This window comes from Paenibacillus sp. JT22N7, from assembly GCF_059383875.1.
The window spans coordinates 1-22,167 of sequence record NZ_JBXENY010000015.1 but is presented as its reverse complement, the minus strand read 5'-3'; the positions used below and the strand labels follow the sequence as shown (position 1 = coordinate 22,167).

Below are 22,167 nucleotides of genomic sequence, written 5' to 3'. Positions count from 1 at the left end.
GATACGGCTATGGGAGAGATGAACAACAAACCGGATTTGCGCTCAGCAATCGCTGAGCGCATCTTAACTGGGGACGGCGCAATGGGAACCTTTCTGTATCAGATGGGGTTCCCTGTCGGCGTTTCGTATGAGGAATTTAATATTTTGCGTCCTGATGTTATTGAAAATGTTCACCGCCGCTATTATGAAGCGGGAGCACAGGTCATTGAAACGAACACCTTTTCGGCAAACTTGGAAAAGCTGTCGATTTACGGCTTGGAAGCGGAAATGGAAGCGATTAATCGTGCGGGTGTCCGCATTGCCCGCGCTGCATCCGGCCCGGATGCTTACGTAGTAGGGGCGGTCGGCTCGATTCGCGCCGGAAAGCTTAAAAACACAAGAACCGTCCGCGTCAGCGATGCATATGAGCGCCAAATGGCGGCGCTGCTGACAGAGGGCGTTGACGGTTTTATGCTTGAAACGTTTTACGATCTTGACGAAATGCTGCTGGCATTGCGGATTGCCCGCAAGCTTACGGATATCCCGGTCATCTGCCAATTCGCAGTTGAAGACGTTGGCCGTACGCAAGATGGCGTCAGCCTGAGACAGGCGTTCGACCAGCTTACCGATGAAGGCGCAGATGTCGTTGGCTTCAACTGCCGAAGCGGCCCGAACGGGATTATGCGGGCGATGAAAGCGATTGAAGGGGAAGCGACATGGCCGCTGTCCATTTTTCCGAACGCCGGTATTCCTGATTATGTGGACGGCAAATACACGTATGCGGCTACGCCGGAATATTTTGCGGCATCTGCACGCGAATTTGCGGACTACGGAGCGCGCATTGTCGGTGGCTGCTGCGGTACGACTCCTGAGCATGTCGCTGCAATGGCAGCAGCGCTGAACCACTATTCACCGCAAAGCGGTTCACAGGCAGCTGGAGAAACGGCTGTTGCGGAAGTAGAGACCATTGTTATTAATGAACAACCTCCGGTGAAGCTGGAAATTCCGGATGTACGCATGCCAAGCGAGCCGAACATCGTGGATACGGTCCGCGAGCGTCATACCGTAATTGTCGAGCTGGACCCGCCGCGCGATTTGGATATTAGCAAATTTATGGCGGGAGCAGCAGCGCTTAAGGCATGTGGAACGGACGCGGTTACGATGGCGGATAATTCGCTGGCAGTTACGCGCATGAGCAATTTGGCGCTCGCAGCGCTCGTGCAAGAGAAGGTCGGCTTGCGGCCGCTCGTGCACATTGCCTGCCGGGACCGCAATTTGATCGGTACGCAATCCCACTTGATGGGCCTTGACGCGCTTGGCATTGACCATGTGCTTGCGGTAACAGGCGACCCGGCCCGTTTTGGCGATTTGCCGGATTCCAGCTCCGTCTATGACTTCACCTCCTTTGAGATGATCCGCATGACGAAGCAGCTTAATGAAGGCATTGCCTTCTCCGGCAAGCCGCTGAAGCAAAAAGCGAATTTCATCGTCGGTGCCGCCTTCAACCCGAATGTGAAGCATTTGGACAAAGCGGTGCAGCGTTTGGAGCGCAAAATCAAATCCGGCGCCGATTACATTATGACACAGCCGGTCTACGATCCGGCTTTGATCAAACAGGTGGCAGAGGCGACAAAACATCTTCCGATTCCTGTTTTTATCGGTATTATGCCGCTTGCGAGCGGGCGCAATGCCGAGTACCTGCACAATGAGGTGCCGGGCATCCAGCTGTCGGATGAAGTTCGCCAGCGGATGGCTGGCCTTGAAGGGGAAGCGGGGCGTGCTGAAGGCGTTCGTATAGCCAAGGAGCTTCTGGATGAGGCGGTGCTCCATTTCAAAGGCATTTATTTAATTACACCGTTTATGTTTTATGATATGGCGGTCCAGCTTACGGAATATGTTTGGGAGAAAACAGGCGTTCATCGCTAATAGCATCGAAATGAATAAGGGGAAAGTGCCATTTTCATAAATATAAGCATTTATAAGTTTCACATTTATAAATGGGCTTATATTTCACCGCGAAACGTTAGTTTTGCCGCCAGAGGACGGCGATAGTCGTTTACGCTTGAAATATAAGAGTTTATAAGTTTCACCCTTATACTCCGCTTATATTTCTCGGACTGAAACGCGCCGCGCCGCCAGAGGAAGGCGACAGCCGTTTCACCTTGGTAGAATTTGCGCTTTGCCCTTGTTCGTTGCGCCAAAATCATTTAAGATGTATACTAATGAATACTGCCTCCCTGACTGGTTGGAATAGCAAGGCGAGGACAGGCTGTCGTACAGTTCGGATGTTGTCTATACGTCCGCCTAGCGGAAAACGTATGCCCCGGACTTTTTTCGTCAACAATAATGCAATAGTTCTGCCGTTATTTGGCAGGTGGAGTGCATTCATCGTCCAAATACTTATACTTAATATCTTGTTTATTCGGGCAGTTGCACGAGGGAGACCGGAGGGGGAGCTTACTTGGCTATTAAACTAATTAATATTGGCTTTGGCAACATTGTGTCAGCCAACCGCATTATTTCAATCGTGAGCCCCGAATCGGCGCCGATTAAGCGGATTATCCAGGAAGCGCGCGACCGTCATATGCTTATTGACGCCACATATGGAAGACGTACGCGAGCGGTAATTATTACGGACAGCGACCACGTTATTCTATCAGCAGTACAGCCGGAGACGGTAGCACACCGTCTTTCCACTAAGGATGACGATAACGACGAATAGTACGGGGAGTCTTATGAATAAGGGATTGTTAATTGTATTGTCCGGTCCATCCGGCGTAGGTAAAGGGACGGTTTGCTCCGTTCTGCGGAAAAAGATGCCTAATCTCGTATACTCTGTTTCGGCGACAACTCGTTTGCCGCGACAAGGGGAAATTGATGGCGTAAACTATTTTTTTAAGACCCGAGAGCAGTTTCAGGAAATGATGGCTCGTGATGCCTTGCTGGAGCATGCGGAGTATGTCGGCAATTGCTACGGCACGCCGCGCGATTTCGTTGAACGGACACTGGCAGGCGGTCAGGACGTCATTTTGGAAATTGAAGTTCAAGGCGCATTGAAGGTTAAGGAAAAGTTTCCGGAAGGCGTGTTTATTTTTCTCGTGCCGCCATCTTTGGATGAGCTGAAGCAGCGCATTACAGGGCGTGGCACGGAGACGCAGGACACGATTAATCACCGGATGACGGTGGCGGAAGAAGAGATGAATCTGCTCAGCCATTATGATTATGCGGTCGTGAACGATGAGATTGAGGCGGCTTGTTATCGGATTGAGAGCATCCTTACCGCCGAGCATTGCAAGGCAAGCAAATATTTAGCGGAGCTGGGCGAGCTGCCAGCTGCAATCGAGAAAGCCTAAGCGAGGAGATGGAACATGTTATACCCTTCTATTGATGAAATGGTTAAGAAAGTCGACAGCAAATACTCGCTAGTCGTTGCAGCATCCAGACGCGCGCGCATGCTGCGCAATGGGGAAAAATCCGAGCTTAAATCGCCAAGATCGGCGAAATTTGTCGGTGTAGCGCTTGAAGAGATTTACGGCGATATCGTTGTCGTAGAATCGAAAGAACCGATTGAAGACTAGGCTGCTGGCCATTTAGTCAGCTTATATGGCATTCAGGGGAGCAACCGTCATTTATGGCGGTTGTTTTTTGTTTTGGAAACTAGGGTATGCATGCAAACCAAATTTGGGCCATTACTCCTTACTCAGCGCTTATTTGAATCCAATCTTATCTGATGGTTCAAGGCTTAAGGTAGCTCAGCAAGCGAGTGTTGCAGGGACCATACAGCTCGGGATACGCGACCTCCATTTTTTTAGGACTGAGCTTCCGCTATTCTGGCTTTTTAGCCGATTTGAGGCCGTAAGCGGACAGGAATGCGGTTATAGCCTTCGTCATCTTATCAAAATACCGTTTGGCAGCGCATTAGCGTCTCCTGAGTCCGCGGCCACTGCCATAACGGGTGATTCGGTTGAATTAGCGGCCGCTGTGTCCGCCAAAAGTCCATGCACAAGGCTGCCTCTCCAGACGCAGCTCCTATTCATGTTTGAAGCGAAATTCAATCAGGATCTGCATTTGGTTTATTTGCGTTTGCATACACGCCATAAAGGGAGTAATGGACCATCCTTCGTGCAGGATGGTCTTTTTTCTATGTGAGGGTATTGGTGGGTCTACAAGGTGGGATTAAACATGTTATTTTTACTTTGTATATTTTCAAGTCCGAAATCTTTGTTTTTGTTTGAAATATGTATATTCAAAGACAAACAAATATGATAGTATAAAAACAAGCAAAAACAAATATGATTTCGGAGGTTTGCAAAATGGTACAATCTTTATGGAATGCCTCTCTTGCAGCAGAAGTTGAAGCAGGTTTGGGTGAACTTGTATACCGTTCTAATATTATTGGCGCTGATCGCCGTGTATGTAACTGGGGAGGCGGCAACACTTCCTCCAAAACAATCGTAAAGGACTTCCGCGGCCGTGATGTGGAAGTAATGTTCGTTAAAGGCAGCGGCTCTGACCTTGCGTCCATGAAAGCAGGCAATTTTACTGGCCTTCGCATGGAAGACATTCGTCCATTGTTCGAACGCTCGGAAATGTCTGATGAGGATATGGTAGCGTATCTTGTTAACTGTATGATCGATTCCAAGCATCCGCGCGCTTCTATTGAAACGCTGTTGCATGCGTTCCTGCCGTTCAAGCATGTCGATCACACGCATCCGGATGCGATTATTAGCCTGTGCTGCGCAGACAACGGCAAAGCGGTAGCGAAAGAAATTTTCGGCGACCGTTTCGTCTGGGTTCCTTATGTGCGTCCTGGCTTTACCCTTTCCAAAATGATCGCGGAGGGCGTGCTTGCCAATCCGAAAGCTGAGCTTGTGCTTATGGAGAAGCACGGTCTGGTTACTTGGGGCGAGACGTCAGAGGAATGCTACGCAAAAACAATTCAAATCATCAGCGAGGCAGAGGCTTACATTGAATCTCGCGTTGATGAAGCGAAGCTGTTTGGCGGCGTAAAGCATGAGGCGCTTGCGGCTGATGTTCGCAGAAGCATTGCGGCACAAGTAATGCCGACGATTCGCGGTGCAGTAAGCGACGAGAAGAAAATGATTTTGACATTCGATGACGAAGCCGATGTGCTGCAATTTGTAGGCGGACAGAGCTCCGGAGTCGTTTCCCAAGTAGGCGCTGCTTGCCCGGATCACCTCGTTCATACGAAGGTTGTTCCACTGTATGTGGATTGGACACCGAACGTGGACGATGTAGAAGGCCTTAAAGCGAAGCTGAAAGAAAGCATTGCTGCCTATAAAGAGCAATACAAAGCGTATTTTGAACGCAACAAGCATGAAGGCGATGTTATGTTCGAAGCGGCTCCACGCGTTATTTTAATACCAGGCGTAGGCATGATCAATACGGGCAAAAGCTGGGCTAACTCCAAAGTCAGCGGCGCGCTTTACCACCGTGCGATTGCGGTTATTAGAGGAGCGACAGCTCTGGGCGAGTTCGTCTCGCTTAGCGAAAATGAGTCCTACAACGTTGAATATTGGCCGCTTGAGCTGTACAAATTGTCGCTTGCTCCAGCTGAAACCGAATTTTCCCGTAAAGTGGCGTTCATTACCGGCGGTGCTGGCGGAATCGGCAGCGAAACAGCTCGCCGCCTCGTTTCTGAAGGCGCGCATGTGGTGCTAGCAGACTTGAATCTTGAAGGCGCTGAGAAAGTAGCGGCGGAAATTAATGAGAAGTATGGCGAAAACCGGGCGATTGCCGTTAAAATGGATGTAACGAGCGAAGAGCAGGTTGCTGCTGCTTACGCCGATACGGCGCTTGCTTATGGCGGCGTTGATATTATTGTCAACAATGCAGGCCTTGCTACATCGAGCCCATTTGACGAAACTTCGCTCAAGGAATGGAACCTGAACATGAACGTGCTGGGCACAGGCTATTTCCTTGTCGCTCGTGAAGCGTTCAAGCAAATGAAAACACAGGGCATCGGCGGCAACATGGTATTTATCGGCTCGAAAAACTCGGTATATGCAGGTAAAAATGCATCTGCTTACAGCTCCGCTAAAGCGCTAGAAGCTCATTTGGCCCGCTGTATTGCAGCTGAGGGCGGCGAATTCGGCATTCGCGTCAACACGGTGCTGCCGGATGCTATTTTGCAAGGCTCGGCGATTTGGAACGGCAGCTGGCGCAATGAGCGCGCAGCAGCTTACGGTATTGAGCCGGATCAGTTGGAAGAGTATTACCGCAAGCGTACGACGCTGCTGGTTAATATTTATCCGCGTGATATTGCCGAAGGCATTGCTTTCTTTGCTTCATCGAAATCGGAGAAGACGACTGGCTGCATGCTGACGATTGACGGCGGCGTACCAGCAGCGTTTACCCGCTAATTTTATTAGGAGAGATGCGGATATGTATAAAGCTCAGGGAGAAAAGCATTGGTTTATACCGGACGGTTACATTCCAGAGACGAGCTCCGGCTCGCTGCCCAGCCATGAGTCCATTTGTGTGTTGAATACATCGTCGGAAGAAGCGCTGCTGCGGATTACGATCTTTTTCGAAGACCGCGACCCCATGACCGATATTCTTGTGGTGATTCCTGCCAGACGTACGAAGCATGTCCGCACCAGCTCCTTAGGCAAAAACGGGGCGCCGATTCCAATCGGCGTTCCATATGCCATCGAGCTGCAAAGCGACATTCCGGTCATTGTACAATACAGCAGGCTGGATTCTACGCAAGCGGAAAATGCATTAATGTCAACGATGGGCTATCCTATTAAATAAAATCATATTTTATAATGGAAAGGGTGTTTGAACATGTCCGATCGCGCGTATCAGCTATTGGAAGAACAGCAGAAGGCCAGAGGTATTAATTTGGATGCCGTCAAAGAGCAATTGAAAACGCTTAAAATTGAAACGCCTTCATGGGGCTATGGCGATTCAGGTACGCGCTTCAAGGTATATCAGAAGGAAGGCGTTCCACGCACGCCATTTGAGAAAATCGAAGATGCAGCGCAGGTTCACCGTTATTCAGGCCTAGCGCCATCGGTTGCGATTCATATTCCTTGGGACAAAGTGGACGATTACGGCAAGCTGAGAAGCCATGCGGAAAATCTCGGCCTCAAGATTGGTGCGGTTAATCCGAATTTATTCCAAGAAGATGAATACATGCTCGGAAGCGTGACGAATGCGAATGAAAAAATTCGCCGCAAAGCGACGGATCATTTGCTGGAATGTGTGCAGATTGCGAAAGAAACAGGCTCGCGCGATATTAGCCTATGGTTCGCAGATGGCACGAACTATCCGGGGCAAGGCGATATTCGCAAGCGTAAAGCATGGATGCAGGAATCGCTTTCCGAAATGTACCGTGCGCTTGATCCTCATATGCGGATGCTGATTGAATATAAATGCTTTGAGCCGGCTTTCTATCATACCGATCTGGCAGATTGGGGCATGTCGTATAATTTGGCGATGAAGCTTGGACCGCAGGCAGAAGTGCTTGTTGATACGGGGCATCATCTGCAAGGCGCGAACATTGAACATATCGTCGCTTACCTGATTGACGAGAAGCGTCTGGGCGGCTTCCACTTTAACAGCCGTAAATATGCCGATGATGATCTCATCGTAGGAACGACGAATCCTTATGAGCTGTTCCTGATTTTCTATCAAATTTTGCTAGCTAGCAAAGATAATGATGAAGCGATTCGCAACAACGTCAGCAATATTGCTTATATGATTGACCAATCGCACAGCATTGAACAGAAAATTCCAGCGATGCTGCGTTCGGTACTGAACGTACAGACTCAATTCGCGAAAGCATTGCTGATCAATCATGATGAAGTAACAGATGCGCAAAACAGAGATGATGTGCTTGGCGCTGAAGATGCTGTTCGTAAAGCGTTTGAATTCGACGTAACGCCGCTCCTGCATGCCGTTCGTCAGGAGCAAGGCTTGCCGCTTGATCCAATGCGAGCGTATTTGGACAGCAGCTATGGCAAGGATATTCTAGCGAGAGGCAAGGGCGGTGCCAGCTGGTGACCATTCTTGCTTACGATTTAGGGGCGAGCAGCGGAAGAGCGCTGCTTGGCCGCCTCGTTAACAACAAAATCGAAGTGGAAGAAATACATCGGTTCTCGAACGATCCGGTACAAGTGGGAGAGCGTCTGCATTGGGACGTTCTTCGCTTGTATTATGAGATCAAACAAGGCTTGGTTAAAGCCAAGCAGTTGAAGGTAGAGCCGCAAAGCATCGGCATTGATACGTGGGCTGTAGATTTTGGCCTTATTGGAAGCAGCGGCGAACTGCTCGGAAATCCTTATCATTACCGCGACCGTCATACGGATGGCATGATGGAGAAGGTTTTTACGGCGATTCCGCAGACGGATATTTTCGAGCGGACGGGCATTCAGTTTTTAAGCTTTAATACGATATATCAGCTCGCTGCAATGCAGCAAAATGGATCGCCGCTGCTGCGTGAAGCCCAGCATTTTCTAATGATTCCAGATTTGCTGCGGTATCATTTGACGGGCGATATGCTTAATGAGTTTTCCAATGCGACAACGACCCAGCTGTTTAATCCGCTAACCGGAGATTGGGACAGCGAACTGATTGAACGTCTTGGATTGAATCGCAGCATGTTTGGCCAGGTCGTTCAACCAGGAGCAGACGCTGGCCGTATTCGTCCTTCCGTAAGCGCCGAGCTTGGCGTTGGCAATATTCCGGTTATCGCCGTTGCCGAGCATGATACAGGATCTGCGGTTGCAGCGGTGCCAGCGCTTCAGAGGCCATTCGCGTATTTGAGCTGCGGAACCTGGTCGCTGATGGGGACAGAAGTAGAGCGTCCAGTCATTAACGAGACAGCCTACCGCCTGAACTTTACGAATGAAGGTGGCGTAGACGGTACGTTCCGCCTGCTCAAAAACATTATGGGCCTCTGGATCGTGCAGGAACTGAAGCGCGAATGGGATCAAGCGGGGAACGTCCAATCCTTTGCAGAGCTTGTCAAGCTGGCGGGAGAAGCGAAGCCTTTCACTGCTTTCATCGATCCCGACGCTGCGGTATTTTTGCCGCCAGGCGGCATGGAAGCACGCATTCGCGCCTATTGCGAGTTGACGGGGCAGCAGCTTGATCGCAATCCGGGCGCAATTGTGCGTTGTGTATTGGAGAGCCTCGCGTTAAAATATCGTTATGTGCTGGAATTAACCGAGCAGCTTTCCGAGCAGCAGTTTAACGGTCTGCATATGGTTGGCGGCGGCATTCAGAATAAGCTGCTATGCCAGTGGACGGCTAATGCCATCGGCAAGCCGGTATGGGCAGGTCCGGTTGAAGGCAGCGCAATCGGCAATATGATTGTGCAATGGATTGCCCGCGGCGAGCTGGCCGATATATGGGAAGCGCGCAAAGTGATTCGGGATTCCTTCGAGGTAGAGCATTACGAGCCAACGGAGCAGCAAGCATGGCAGGAAGCTTACGGCCGGTTTACACAGGTGACGGGGCTGTAGTTTTGTGAAAGAAAGGAGGGCGGCTTATGCTGGTTGCGGAGCGTTATGAAAAAATCGTACAGCTGGTGAATGACAGAGGCAGTATAAGAGTGTCCGAGCTCAGCGAGCTATGCGGCGTAACGGAGGAAACGATACGGCGCGATTTGGATCGCTTGGAGCAGGCAGGCAAGCTGCGGCGTTCGCACGGCGGCGCGGTGAACGTGAAGGATCAGCAGCCGGAGACGCCCTTTACCGAGCGGGAAATTACCCATGCGGAGGAAAAAAGGCAAATTGCACAGGAAGCGATTAAGCTTATTAAGCCGAAGGACCGAATCGTACTCGATGCCAGTACAACGGCTTGGTATATGGCCTCGCATTTGCCGGATATACCGCTCACGGTATTGACCAATTCCATTAAGGTCGCGCTGGAGCTGAGCACGAAGGAGAAGATTGAGGTTATCTCCACCGGCGGGCTTCTCGCTTCACGCTCGCTGTCCTACGTTGGTCCGCTTGCGGAACGCTCGCTTGATGCGTATTACGTCGATAAACTGTTTTTATCGTGCAAGGGCGTGCATTTGGAGCGGGGGATCAGCGAATCGAGCGAGCTGCAGGCGCGCATTAAGCTGAAAATGATCGGCATTGCCGATCAGGTCGTATTGCTGGCTGATTCCAGCAAGTTCGGCGTACAAGCTTTTACGCAGGTAGCAGAGCTGAGTGATGTCCATTCTATTATTACAGACAAACGGATTGGTGCGGATACCGTTGCCGAGCTGAAAGCAAGGTCAATGGATTTGACGATTGTGTAAGGTAGCGTTCTAGCAAGCGGGACTTGTCACAAGGCTGTTGGGAAGTGTTTGCAGCATGCGGATTCTTTCCAGACGTTTTGCAGTCCCGCCTGCTTTGTCCAACTTGTCTGACAACCTGATATTATATATTTGTTATTCATCAGAGCAAAAGAGGTGCTAAAGGTGAAAGTATCCTTATTTATAACATGTTTAAGTGACGCGATGTATCCCAGAGTCGGCGAAGCGATGGTTCGGCTGCTTGCGAAATACGGCGTACGGCTTGATTTTCCAACGGTGCAAACCTGCTGCGGCCAGCCAGCCTTCAACAGCGGCTATTGGAAGGAAGCGCGGGAATCAGCGAAGACGATTTTGGATGCTTTTGAGGACAGCGATTTTGTCATTTCGCCTTCGGGCTCCTGCACAGGGATGATTCATCATTATCCGAAGCTGTTTGAAAATGACCCCATTATGCTTGCGCGAGCGAATAAGCTTCAGCAGAAGTCTTATGAATTCACCCAGTTTCTCGTTCAGGTGCTAGGGGTGAAGGATGTAGGCGCGGTGTACCCGCACAAGGTGACCTATCATCCATCGTGCCACGGGAGCCGATTGCTTGGCATCAAGGAAGAGCCGATGGAGCTGATGCGGCATGTCAAAGGGATGGAGCTTGTACCGCTGCCGTTCGCAGAGGACTGCTGCGGGTTCGGTGGAACGTTCGCCGTCAAGATGGCGGACATATCGGGCGCAATGGTGACTGAGAAGGCGGACCATGTGCTGGAGACGGAAGCAGAGGTGCTCGTCGGTCTTGATCTCGCCTGCCTGATGAATATCGCGGGAAATTTGCGCTACCGCAATGAACCCGTGAAAGTGATGCATTTGGCTGAGCTATTGTATGAAGGGGTGAAGCAGGCATGAGTGCACCAGCAGGAACGAAAGTGCCGCCTACGGTTAAAGGCCGGGCAGATCTGGCGTTAAATGACGAGTTTTTGCGCAAGGCCGTTAAATTTACGACAGAGCGTCTGCGCAACGGCAAGCATGCGGCTACAGCCGAGCATGGCAACTGGGAAGATTGGCGCGAGCGCGGACGGCAAATTCGTCTGCATACGATCGCCCATCTGGACTATTATTTGAACTTGTTCGCTGACAATGCGCGGGCGAATGGCGTTCATGTGCATTTTGCTTCGACAGCGGCCGAGGCGGTGAAAGTATCTCTGGCGATCGCCAAGCAAGTAAAGGCCAAATCAGTCGTAAAATCCAAGTCGATGGTAACGGAAGAGCTGCATCTCAATCATGCGCTGGAAGAGCTCGGAATCGAAGCGATCGAAACCGATTTGGGCGAGTATATTATTCAGCTTGCTGGCGAGACGCCTTCGCATATTATTATTCCAGCCATTCACAAAAACCGCTTTCAGATCGCGGAGCTGCTGTCTAAGGAAGCGGGCGAGACGCTTGAAGCGGATACGACGATATTGGCGGGCTTCGTCCGCAAAAAACTGCGGGAGAAGTTTCTTGAAGCCGACATCGGCATGACGGGCTGTAATTTTGCAATTGCGGAAACCGGGTCGATGGTATTGTTTGAAAATGAAGGCAATGCGCGTATGGTGACGACGGTGCCGAAAACACAAATTACGCTGATGGGCATGGAACGGATTATTCCTTCCTGGTCGGATCTTGAAGTGATGGCGACGCTGCTGCCGCGTTCAGCGACCGGGCAGAAGCTGACGATGTATATGTCCGGCATTACTGGACCTCGCCGTGATGTGGATGCTGATGGGCCTGATGAAATGCACATTATTATTGTAGATAATGGGCGTTCCAACCAGCTTGGCGACCCTGAGTTTCAGGAGCTGCTCAATTGCATTCGCTGCGGCGCCTGCCTCAATGCTTGTCCGGTATACCGCCACATCGGCGGTCATGCCTATGGCGGGACGTACAGCGGACCTATTGGCGCGGTGCTCACGCCCGCGCTCCAAAAAAATGTCGGCGACTGGGACGATATCGCCAACGCCTCCAGCCTATGCGGCGCCTGCTATGAAGCATGCCCGGTCAAAATTCCGCTGCATGAAATGCTCATTTATTTGCGCAGACGCAAGCAAGAGGGCGGACATCGCGATTTGGCAGAAGCGGGCGGCATGAAAGGATTTTCGGCCATTATGGGCAATTCGGGCCGCTTCAAGGGCGTAGTCAAGCTGGGCAAGCTGGGACAGCGGCTCGTTGCACGCAATGGTGAAATTCGGCTTAAGCTGGGGCCGCTGAAGGGCTGGAACAGCTATCGCGTCACGCCAAGCCTGCCGAAGCAGTCGTTCCGCGATAAATGGGGCACGCTCGAGGAGGAGCTTCGCCATGGTCTGAATGAGCTGAGTCCAGATGCACGCAGCCGGATGGAGCAGCTCGTTCGCAACAGAGAGCAAAATGGAGGAGGGCATGGGCATGGCTGAACAGACGCATGAGCAATGGCTGGAAGAGCTTGCAGCAGATTCCCGCCGCAAGCAGGATGCTTTTATGAATGATATCGCAAATAAGCTGCGACGTCCGCGTGTACTAGAGAAGCCGGTGCACCCGTTCCGCGGTGCCCCGGACTTCTGGCAGGAATATGAATGGACGCTGGAAGAGCGGATTGAACGGTTTACAGCGAATTTTCATAGCAATGGCGGTCATGTCAGCCATTTTTCTACAATGGACGAGGCCAAGCAATTCATTAAGGATAAGGCGACGGAGCTTGGTGCGCGGTATATCATTAGGCAAAACCAGCCGGAGCTTGCCGGAATGAAGCTGGAGGAAGCACTTCCTAACGTAAGCCTAAGCGTATGGAATAGCGATGAAAATGAAAACTGGAAAGCGCGCGCGGCAGAAGCGGATTTTGGGGTTGTTGTGGCTGATTATGCGGCTGCCTATACGTCATCTATTGCGGTTTTGTCCGGAAAAGACAAGGGGCGTTCAGTAAGCCTGCTCCCAACCGTCCTAATCGTCATTATTCCGCTTGAGCGGCTTAAGACGAAGCTTGGAGAGATTTTAATTCCTCTGGATGAAGCGGGCCGCGAAAGCTTGCCGGCAGGCATTCATTTTATTTCGGGGCCAAGCCGCTCGTCCGATATTGAAAACGACCTGACAATTGGTGTTCATGGTCCCGGCGTCGTTTATGCGCTGCTGGTCGGATAGGTTTTAGATTTATTTTTTAAGCGGATTTAGGAAAAGGAGGCGGCTGGCTTGCAAGTAACGAAGCTGACAAAGCGGAACCATTACGAGGAAATAACGGCGCAAATTAAGCGTTTGATCGTAGATGGGGAGCTTAAGGTCGGAGACAAGCTGCCTTCCACTAAGGAGATGTCCGAGCGCTTTGGGGTAGGGCGGTCTACGACCAGAGAGGCGCTCAGTGCGCTTAAAGCGATGGGCCTTATTGACATTCGCCAAGGCGGCGGCTGTACAGTCATAAGCACGCTGCCCGCGGAGTTTGAGCTGCCCGAGCTCCAATCGCTGCGTATGAACCGCCAAACCTTATTGGAGCTGCTGGAGGCGCGCCAATCGTTCGAGGTATCGAATGCTGCTATCGCTTCTTCGAAACGGACGGCGGACGATCTGGCCGTGCTGAAGGAGCTTGTCGTCCAAATGAAGGCAGCTGCGGGCAATGATCTGGAAGGGGAACGCACCGACCTGCTATTCCATTTGACGCTTGTTAAGGCGACGCATAATACGATTTTGGTACAGCTTTTCGAGACGGTCATGAACCAGGTGGAAACCGCCATTCGCGAAATTCGCAGGGTGGAGCTGTATGCGAACCGCTCGGTTGCGGAGCAGCTTTACGAGGAGCATTTGGCCATTTATAAGGCGGTTGAAGCGCAGGACGCCGAGGCGGCGTCGCTGTCGATGCGGCAGCATCTGCATCACGTCGAAAGCATTTTGATGAAATATGTTTGAGCAGCAGCGGCAGTTCTGACGAGACAATCGTTCAGGGCTGCCGCTTTGCCATTTAAAGCAGCTTTTCCATATGCACACACGCCACATGCTCCCCGGATGAACGGAATTTTAATGAGATATTGAAAGGCTTATAGCCAAGCTTTTTGTAAAAAAGCTTGCCTCTCGTATTCGTGTTATGGCATAGGAGATGCAGCTTCTTTATGTTTAATTTTTCCTTGGCGAGCATTTCTATCGTTTCGATCAAAAATCCCGCCGCTCCCTTGCCTCGATAATCAGGGGAGACAATGACATTTCCCAGCCAGCAGTCGTTGCTGTCATCCTTGTAAAAGTTGGCGTAGCAGACAACACTCTCACCATGTGTAATGACGGTTGGCTCCAGCCGGTTAGGAAGATTTTTCAAAATTTGCTCAGGTGTTAAAGGGTAGGCGGCCGACGGAAACATATAAGGTGAAACGGCTCTCGCCTTCCTTTGGCGGCGCGGCACGTTTCATTTCGAGAAATATAGAGAAGGTATCGCGTAATGCTATACTTTCCTATATTTCAAAATAATTCATCTTCGTTTTGTGGAAAGATAAATTTCCCCATTTCAAAAAATATTTTTACATATGTTTTAATTATTATGTATTCCCTTTTAAAGGGCTAGATGAAGATGGCAACTATCCATATGGACAAGAGAGATAGGGATTGAGCCACATAGCCATCAAGCTAAGAAATTAATACACCCCCAAAACGAAAAAAAGCTATTTTTCTTAAATAAAGGATAGCTTTTTTCGTTTTGGGGTAGTCGAAGATTTTAGCTTGATGGGCATGTGGCGGTAATCCTATCTGAATGGATGGGGGTAGTCCCCATCACATTAGAAGATTGGCTAACGTTCCTTGAGACTCCGACATGCAAAAAGGAATACCATTCTATTTGTATGAAGCCCGGTAAAGACGGCGAATCTTCGGTCCAGAAGCTGCGGAGGGGATTTACGGATTGTAACGGTGAAGAGGGGATGTCTTGGAAGTAGGTTCTTCTACTTTTAAGTCATCCCCTCTTTTTTATTCCTGGTTTTTCTTGCGGTGGTAGTGCTGATTTACTTTGACGCGATTCCCGCACTTGTCCATGCTGCACCAGCGGCGCTGCTGATTGCGGCTGCTATCGTAGAAGAACAAGATGCAGGCATGATTCTCACACTTCTTGAGATTAGCCAGTTTGAATGTCGTGAAGAAGAGGCAGGCCTCTTCCAGGAACAAGGCGGGCAGCTGCGTGATCTCGTAGTTTCTGACAGTGGTGAATGGACGTTCCTGATCGCCTGCCTCGATTTGATAATAACTGCGGTAACGCGCCAACTCTTGATTGAGAAAAGTGACGATCGAGGCCGGAATGGATTGTTCCTGAATGATTTGGGTAAATGCCTGTTCAATCCGGCTGCGAATGATCAGGATCTTTTGAATGATGGTGTCCTGCTCGTCAGGGGTAAGCTCCTCTCGATCACTTATCACCCATTTCCGTCTGTCGGCCTGCTCCAGCCAGCTCATCAGATGACCCCAAGACTCGATGAGCTCTGTCCGGATTCCTTTGACATTCTTGCGGGTGTTCACAAAATCAGTTGTAAAGTGATTGCCTACAAAAACAAATGCGGGCTTATCTATGGTTGATCCAACTCCTTCTCTGTGCTCCTGTTTTAATTCTAACCGCTAAATTAGCTATTTACAAGTTATATAATATTGTGTATTGTAATGCCTGTAAGATATTTTTGGTGGTTAGGGGATATGGAAAATGAGATTGGGACACATTGGTTTGAATGTATCGGAAATAGAAAGATCGGTTCGATTCTATACGGAGGTATTGGGCTTTACACTGCGGAATCTATCGGAGGAACCCGGAAGAAAATTCGCACTGCTTGGCGATGATCAGAAGAATCTGGTCACCTTATGGCAGCAAAGTGAAGGAAGCTTCTCCCCACGGCTGCCGGGTCTGCATCATCTGGCCTTTGAAGTGGATTCGGTTGATTCCATTAAAGGATATGAGGAAAAATTGAGAGCGAACGGAGTTCCCTTCATCTATGATGGGATGGTTGCTCATACGGAGGGCGGAGACTCCGGCGGGATCTTCTTCGAAGATCCGGACGGGATCCGGTTGGAGATTTATGCGCTGCTGGGTGTGGGCTGCCACGCGCACACGGCGACGGAAGGGAAAGCTTGTGGTTTCTTCTGATGCACTATCATCCGGGCGAAATTCAGGTTCAGGAACGGGCGGGTGTAAGGGACATCGCAGCACGCAAAAATAACATTTACAGTGAGATTCCGCTAGCGGCGAAGACGTTCCTCGAAAGCCAGCCTTTTCTGATACTTGGCGCAGCAGATGACGATGGGGCAGTTTGGGCTTCCGTATGGTTCGGAACCCCCGGATTCATCAAGGTAGAAGACTCTCAGCATGCCATTATTAACGGTCTTCCTGATTCCCAGGACCCCATCTCACTCTGCCTGTACCCCTCCAATCCGATCGCAGCCATTGCAGTCGACTTCGCCACCCGGCGCCGCATGCGCTTGAATGGCCGAATTGGGGAGATCCAACCGAACGGGTTTCAAGTTAGGGCAGAGCAAGTCTACTCCAACTGTCCGAAGTACATCCAAGCGCGTGAATGGACCCTAAGAGAAGGACCGAGCGTTGAACCGGTAGCTCAGGCACTGGAGACGCTCTCTGAAGAAGTGGTGACCCTGGTGAATAAAGCGGATACCTTCTTCATTGCAACTCAACATCTTCAGTATGGTACGGATGTATCCCACCGCGGGGGTATGCCGGGATTCGTAAGAGCCGAGGATGACCGGACGTTGGTGTTTCCGGATTACAGCGGCAATGCGATGTTTAATACGCTTGGGAATGCAGTCTGTTACCCGCAGGCAGGGCTGTTATTCATGGATTTTGACTCGGGCAGCCTTATTCAATTGACGGGAACGGTCGAGATTCTATGGGATGTGACTCCATTCGCCCACTGGTTCCAGGATGCCCAGCGGATCATCCGATTTCATCTGGAACGGGGAATTATTACGAGTCATGCGATGTCTCTAAGCTGGAGAACCGTACAGTACTCCCCTGCTAATCCGAGCGTAGTTGTGGAGTCCTAGTTGATCGGCATGAACTTTCACACCCCAATTCTGCAGCGTCGCCTTACCTTCCACGCTTAACACATAATCTTTTCCTTGTTCCTCTAAATAGTTCATATCAAGTAACCGATCCGTTAGGTCTACACCAATCCTACCAGCCAAGTGATCATAGCAAGTCCGAGCATGACGCAAAGTTTTAAGTTCATCGGATTCGCGGAGTGAACTTACGGATTTGGGTGGTGAAATAGCCAGAAGGGATTCGAGGGCATGTGCTACCTCAGGGCTGACAAGCCGAAAGTACTTATGCCGACCGTAAGAATCATGAATCAGCAGGCCTCCTTCTACCATTTTGGATAGATGTGAAGAGGCAGTCTGTGGAGAAATTCGGGCAGCATGCGCTAAATCAGAAGCGGGGATAGCCTTTCATCCAAACAAAGCAATTAGCATCGCAAGACGTGACGGATCACCAATTAGATTAGCTGCCTGTACGATATTCGGCCTCAATTTTGTACTCATGTCAGTCATCTCCTTACATGTATGGTTCGATGACCACCGAAGTATTCTCATGCTACCATAACCTTACAAAATGTAGAAAGAGGAGAATATCATGAACCGTTATGTATTTGGACTGCTAGTTGTGCTTGCCACCTCGCTCATGGGCACTTCATTTGCGGTTGGAAAGATCGGTTTATCCTATATCTCGCCCTTGCTGCTTGTGGGGATCCGATTTACGTTTGCGGGATTCATCATGGCCTTATTTGTCAGGATGAAACGGCTGCCTATATCCTATCAGGATGGATCTAAATTGTTCGTAATAGGACTATTTCAGACGACGGGAGTTATGGGATGTATCTTCCTGAGCATGCGTACCCTTCCGTCGGGGGAGACCTCTATACTGACCTTTGTTAATCCGCTCCTGGTCGTAATTTTGGGGACATGGTTCCTCGGCTTGAAATACCGAATATCCCAGTGGCTTGGGGTATGTATAGGATTTGCAGGGGTATTCTTATCCCTAGGATCCCATTTGCAATTAACAACGGGTACCTGGTTGGGGCTGGGAGCTGCGCTTTCGTGGGCTGTAGCCACTATTTTGGTGAAAAAATGGGGGACGCAATTCAATACATGGGTGATGTCGGCTTATCAAATGTTATTCGGCGGTCTCCTTCTGTTATTGCTGAGTGCCGTTATGGAAACGCCGCAGCTTACGATCAATCTAACTTCTGTGTCGGTTGTATTGTACTTGGCCATTATGGGTTCCATTGTGCAATTTGCAGCATGGTATTACTTGCTAAGTCATGGCGATCCTGGGAAAACAAGCGCCTATCTGTTCTTAGCCCCGTTCTTTGGTGTACTCTCGGGGTTCATCATCCATAACGAGACTATACATACGTATGTTTATTTAGGGGGATTTTGCATTGGCATCGGAATATTTCTTGTGAACTGGACTGCATTCGGCAAAAAGCATTCGCATGAATAGGAAGGATAAAGCGAGTTGAATAACCAGAGAGCAGACTTCGTGGCAGCTGCTCCTGTTCGAAGAAAATTAAGTTGTAGATTGAATATAAAGTGAGACAATCATGGTTAAAACCGGCATGCAGCCTATTCTTAGTCCCGCCGCTCACGTTATAGTATAATTTTTCCATTCCGAAGAGGTGAGGTATTTGAATGACTGAACAAACAATAGCAAGCAGATTAGAAGTGTTAGGAATCGTTTTACCAAGTGCAAGCGAACCAGCGGCTAAGTATGCAAACTTCGTAAAAGTAAACGGGTTATTGTTCGTATCAGGTAAAGGGCCCACTGGAAACCCGAAAGGTAAGTTAGGTCAGGACTATACTACAGAAGAAGGTTATCAGTTTGCACGACAAACTGGGATTGAAATTTTAGCTGTACTGAAATCAGCTTTAAACTCGCTGGAGCATGTGAAAAGGGTGGTTAAAATTCAGGGTTTTGTTAATGCCGACGCTAAGTTTGAAGAACATCATAAAGTGTTAAATGGTTGTACTGATCTTATGCTGGACGTGTTCGGAGATAAGGGCATTCATGCACGTTCAGTGTTTGGAGCTGTTTCCGTTAGAGACAATCTTCCAATCATAATTGACTCAATATTTGAAGTTGATGAATAGAAAGGTGTTTTAAGACGGGAGTTCAATAAACCGCCTGTTCAGTTAAGGCGGTTTTCTTATGGTAAAATATCAATATTAGAATTTAACAAAGCCATGAAAATAGAAGAATTCCTCACTTGATTCCAACATGAAAATCCTCCACTTGATGGGCATGTGGCCGTGCCCCATGCCTATCAAGTGGAGGAAAATACTACCTCCCCGAAACAAAAAACGTTATTCTTTCAGTAGACCAACTAATGAAAGGATAGCATTTTATGATACATCTTGGTATTTCAGATGATCTTCATTTGTTTTCACAGGAACTGGAACGACATTTATCTCCTCTTGCACTCACCCAACTAGCCAAAGAAGCAGGATTCGTCACACGAACCAGTAAATATCGTGCACAAGATTTAGTCGCCTTGTGTGTATGGGTAAGTCAACGAATAGCTACGACTTCTCTCAATCAGCTTTGCAGTACGTTAGAAGCAACAACAGGGATTCTCATGAGTCCCGAAGGACTGAATCAGCGTTTTAACGCAGCTGCTGTGCGTTTACTGCAGCGGATCGTTTCGCTTTTACTCAAGCAAACACGCTATACGTCCGGAACGATACCAAGCGAGTATTCTGGCTATTTTTCCCGCATTCGAATTCTCGATTCTACGACCTTTCAGCTCCCGGACAGCTTCGCTGCGTCTTATAAGGGTACAGGCGGATGTAGTCATACCGCTGGTGTTAAAATCCAACTGGAATATGATCTGCAGAGTGGGCAGTTCATTCATCTGCATACGAGTCACGGAAAGGAAAATGACAAAACCTACGGTTCCGCATGTTTACAGGACATTCAACAGAAGGATGTATTCATTCGGGACTTAGGATATTTCTGCTTAGAAGATTTACATACCATCCATGAGAAAGAGGCCTATTACATATCACGCTTAAAACTCAACACACGGGTATATCAAAAGAACGAGAATCCAGAGTATTTTCGGGACGGCACGCTCAAGAAGAAATCGGAATACCTCCCCTTGTCGATGGAAGACATCATGGAAGGTCTACAAGCAGGGGAAACGTTAGAAATTCCTGTCTACATCGGCATGTATGAAAAATTACCTGCGCGGCTTGTCGTCTATCGCTTAACGGAAACCCAGATCAAAAAAAGAGACAAAGACCAGGAAATTCGGGGGAAAAAGAAAGGGATTACGTACTCCGAACGCAGCAAGAAACTCAGTGCGTTGAACTTTTATATAACAAATATTCCAATGGAATGGGTACCTGGGATACACCTGCATGACCTGTATTCCTTACGCTGGCAAATTGCGATTCTCTTTAAAACATGGAAATCATTCTTCCAGATCCACCACTGTAAAGAGATCAAACTTGAACGCTTGCAATGTCATCTTTATGGTCAGTTGATCGGTATCTTGCTTTGTTCCTCAACGATGTTTCAGATGCGGCAACTTCTATGGCGGAAGAAAAGAGAGCTCAGTGAATACAAAGCCTTTTATATGATCAAGGATTACATGCCCATCCTGCATCAAGCCATACAAAAGAATGCCCAAGCCATATCGAAAATCCTGTCTCGTCTGTTTCTTCTGTTAGAAAAAAAAGGGCGAAAGTCCCACCGCTATGAGAAAAAAACAGTCTTTGATATCTTAGGTGTTGTTTACGAGTATGCCACGTCTACCAAGAAGGTTGCATAGTTAACGTTTTAAAAACAGCCTCGTCGTTTAGGCTTAATTTGGCATGTTTATTTTTAAGGAAACAATACGACTACTTATAAAAATAGGAGAATGCCTCACTTGAATCCAAACTGAAGGTTCTTAGCTTGATGGGCATGGGATTGAGCCAATATCATCCCATTTTATAGGCAGAGGTTTGTTTGAAATGAAATGTAACGATAAACGATAGTTTGGATTAGCCGCTTATTTAGTAAGCGGTTTTCTTGTGTTTAACATGCAATTAATGATTGAAGATAGAGCCTCGTTGCCTCCTTACATGACCGATTTTCGCAAATCGCGGAATGAATTTTAAAAGTTGGGAATAGTAAGGCGTGTAGCAAAACAATATCAAAAATAAATAAGGATGGTGTCTACTGCATGAAATGGGACTGGAGCATTTCCTCTCGCAGGAAATTGGGGAAAACGATTGGGGCCTTATTTCTGGCTCTCGCCTTGATGATGAGCATGCCGAGCACGAGCATGGCTTTTGGAAAAGGTGATCATGGGCCGGATGTATATGTCGTTCAAGGGATGCTGAAATCAATGGGAAGCTATGCTGGCCCAATCAACGGAAAATTCGACAGTTTGACCGTTAAGGGGGTTAAGTATTTTCAGAAAATGCATGGGCTTCCAGTAACCGGTGCAGTCGACAGCCGGACGTTCCAATCCATTACTTATGCTTACAGCCAAGTAAAGTTTCCTTCGGGAGCAAAGGCTAAAAGCGGAGCGAAGGGCAACCTCCGCATTAAAGGAGAAGGCGGAGGCCAAGGTATCGGCGGCGGAGCTGGCCAAGGCGGAGGCCAAGGCATCGGCGGCGGAGCAGGTCAAGGCGGAGGCCAAGGTATCGGCGGCGGAGCTGGCCAAGGCGGAGGCCAAGGCATCGGCGGCGGAGCAGGTCAAGGCGGAGGCCAAGGCATTGGTGGCGGAGCCGGTCAAGGCGGAGGCCAAGGCATCGGTGGCGGAGCAGGCCAAGGCGGAGGCCAAGGCATTGGTGGCGGAGCAGGCCAAGGCGGAGGCAAAGGCATTGGTGGCGGAGCAGGCCAAGGCGGAGGCAAAGGCATTGGTGGCGGAGCTGGCCAAGGCGGAGGCCAAGGTATCGGCGGC

21 protein-coding genes are annotated in these 22,167 nt (G+C 49.4%); 19 read left to right on the top strand and 2 right to left on the bottom strand.

Going from position 1 to position 22,167, the window contains the following annotated elements:
- Nucleotides 1-9: 9 nt before the first annotated feature.
- From AC50Y5_RS29685 to AC50Y5_RS29625, 13 genes are all read left to right on the top strand, one after another.
- Nucleotides 10-1,905, top strand: a complete 1,896-nt coding sequence (locus AC50Y5_RS29685; RefSeq protein ID WP_235533221.1) for a bifunctional homocysteine S-methyltransferase/methylenetetrahydrofolate reductase — start codon at nucleotides 10-12, stop codon at nucleotides 1,903-1,905.
- 535 nt (nucleotides 1,906-2,440) lie between these two features.
- Complete coding sequence (gene remA / locus AC50Y5_RS29680) at nucleotides 2,441-2,701, top strand: extracellular matrix/biofilm regulator RemA (RefSeq protein WP_005548256.1); 261 nt, start codon at nucleotides 2,441-2,443, stop codon at nucleotides 2,699-2,701.
- Between the two features lie 13 nt (nucleotides 2,702-2,714).
- A complete protein-coding gene (gene gmk, locus AC50Y5_RS29675) occupies nucleotides 2,715-3,332 on the top strand; it encodes a guanylate kinase (protein WP_056038605.1) in 618 nt (205 codons plus the stop codon).
- A 15-nt stretch (nucleotides 3,333-3,347) separates the two neighbouring features.
- A complete protein-coding gene (gene rpoZ / locus AC50Y5_RS29670; RefSeq protein ID WP_056038602.1) occupies nucleotides 3,348-3,557 on the top strand; it encodes a DNA-directed RNA polymerase subunit omega in 210 nt (69 codons plus the stop codon).
- Between the two features lie 735 nt (nucleotides 3,558-4,292).
- On the top strand, nucleotides 4,293-6,362 hold the full coding sequence (locus AC50Y5_RS29665) for a bifunctional aldolase/short-chain dehydrogenase (RefSeq protein ID WP_494865064.1): 2,070 nt from the start codon (nucleotides 4,293-4,295) through the stop codon (nucleotides 6,360-6,362).
- Nucleotides 6,363-6,384: 22 nt separating this feature from the next.
- Nucleotides 6,385-6,756: a sensory rhodopsin transducer gene (locus AC50Y5_RS29660; protein WP_099520796.1), complete on the top strand. Its 372-nt coding sequence runs from the start codon at nucleotides 6,385-6,387 to the stop codon at nucleotides 6,754-6,756.
- Nucleotides 6,757-6,789: 33 nt separating this feature from the next.
- The gene (gene rhaI, locus AC50Y5_RS29655; RefSeq protein ID WP_494865063.1) at nucleotides 6,790-8,010 is read left to right on the top strand and encodes an L-rhamnose isomerase; all 1,221 of its coding nucleotides are present in this window, start codon (nucleotides 6,790-6,792) and stop codon (nucleotides 8,008-8,010) included.
- Nucleotides 8,007-9,473, top strand: coding sequence for a rhamnulokinase (locus tag AC50Y5_RS29650; RefSeq protein ID WP_494865061.1), 1,467 nt, complete (start codon nucleotides 8,007-8,009; stop codon nucleotides 9,471-9,473). The genes rhaI and AC50Y5_RS29650 overlap by 4 nt, the downstream gene beginning before the upstream one ends.
- Nucleotides 9,474-9,499: 26 nt before the next feature.
- Nucleotides 9,500-10,258, top strand: a complete 759-nt coding sequence (locus AC50Y5_RS29645) for a DeoR/GlpR family DNA-binding transcription regulator (RefSeq protein WP_056038584.1) — start codon at nucleotides 9,500-9,502, stop codon at nucleotides 10,256-10,258.
- A 162-nt stretch (nucleotides 10,259-10,420) separates the two neighbouring features.
- Nucleotides 10,421-11,149 (top strand): (Fe-S)-binding protein, encoded by a 729-nt coding sequence (locus AC50Y5_RS29640; protein ID WP_056038581.1) that lies wholly within the window; start codon nucleotides 10,421-10,423, stop codon nucleotides 11,147-11,149.
- A complete protein-coding gene (locus tag AC50Y5_RS29635) occupies nucleotides 11,146-12,672 on the top strand; it encodes a LutB/LldF family L-lactate oxidation iron-sulfur protein (RefSeq protein WP_056038578.1) in 1,527 nt (508 codons plus the stop codon). Before AC50Y5_RS29640 ends, AC50Y5_RS29635 begins: the two co-directional genes overlap by 4 nt.
- Entirely contained in the window at nucleotides 12,665-13,393 is a 729-nt protein-coding gene (locus AC50Y5_RS29630; RefSeq protein WP_056038576.1) for a LutC/YkgG family protein, read from the top strand. Before AC50Y5_RS29635 ends, AC50Y5_RS29630 begins: the two co-directional genes overlap by 8 nt.
- 48 nt (nucleotides 13,394-13,441) lie before the next feature.
- Nucleotides 13,442-14,149, top strand: a complete 708-nt coding sequence (locus AC50Y5_RS29625) for a FadR/GntR family transcriptional regulator (RefSeq protein WP_056038573.1) — start codon at nucleotides 13,442-13,444, stop codon at nucleotides 14,147-14,149.
- Nucleotides 14,150-14,201: 52 nt separating this feature from the next.
- Here the strand turns inward: AC50Y5_RS29625 and AC50Y5_RS29620 are convergent, their stop codons facing one another.
- Entirely contained in the window at nucleotides 14,202-14,591 is a 390-nt protein-coding gene (locus tag AC50Y5_RS29620) for a GNAT family N-acetyltransferase (protein ID WP_494865058.1), read from the bottom strand.
- Between the two features lie 599 nt (nucleotides 14,592-15,190).
- The gene (locus AC50Y5_RS29615) at nucleotides 15,191-15,784 is read right to left on the bottom strand and encodes a CGNR zinc finger domain-containing protein (protein ID WP_327204934.1); all 594 of its coding nucleotides are present in this window, start codon (nucleotides 15,782-15,784) and stop codon (nucleotides 15,191-15,193) included.
- A gap of 127 nt (nucleotides 15,785-15,911) precedes the next feature.
- Between AC50Y5_RS29615 and AC50Y5_RS29610 the strand changes: the two genes are divergently transcribed.
- From AC50Y5_RS29610 to AC50Y5_RS29585, 6 genes are all read left to right on the top strand, one after another.
- On the top strand, nucleotides 15,912-16,349 hold the full coding sequence (locus AC50Y5_RS29610; protein WP_056038567.1) for a VOC family protein: 438 nt from the start codon (nucleotides 15,912-15,914) through the stop codon (nucleotides 16,347-16,349).
- Entirely contained in the window at nucleotides 16,334-17,260 is a 927-nt protein-coding gene (locus AC50Y5_RS29605) for a pyridoxamine 5'-phosphate oxidase family protein (protein ID WP_494865056.1), read from the top strand. Before AC50Y5_RS29610 ends, AC50Y5_RS29605 begins: the two co-directional genes overlap by 16 nt.
- Before the next feature lie 586 nt (nucleotides 17,261-17,846).
- Complete coding sequence (locus AC50Y5_RS29600) at nucleotides 17,847-18,716, top strand: DMT family transporter (protein ID WP_494865051.1); 870 nt, start codon at nucleotides 17,847-17,849, stop codon at nucleotides 18,714-18,716.
- A gap of 188 nt (nucleotides 18,717-18,904) precedes the next feature.
- Complete coding sequence (locus tag AC50Y5_RS29595) at nucleotides 18,905-19,363, top strand: RidA family protein (RefSeq protein WP_056038557.1); 459 nt, start codon at nucleotides 18,905-18,907, stop codon at nucleotides 19,361-19,363.
- 257 nt (nucleotides 19,364-19,620) lie between these two features.
- Complete coding sequence (locus AC50Y5_RS29590) at nucleotides 19,621-21,045, top strand: IS4 family transposase (RefSeq protein ID WP_494865224.1); 1,425 nt, start codon at nucleotides 19,621-19,623, stop codon at nucleotides 21,043-21,045.
- A gap of 396 nt (nucleotides 21,046-21,441) precedes the next feature.
- On the top strand, nucleotides 21,442-22,167 hold a 726-nt coding region (locus AC50Y5_RS29585), incomplete at its 3' end, for a peptidoglycan-binding domain-containing protein (protein WP_494865046.1).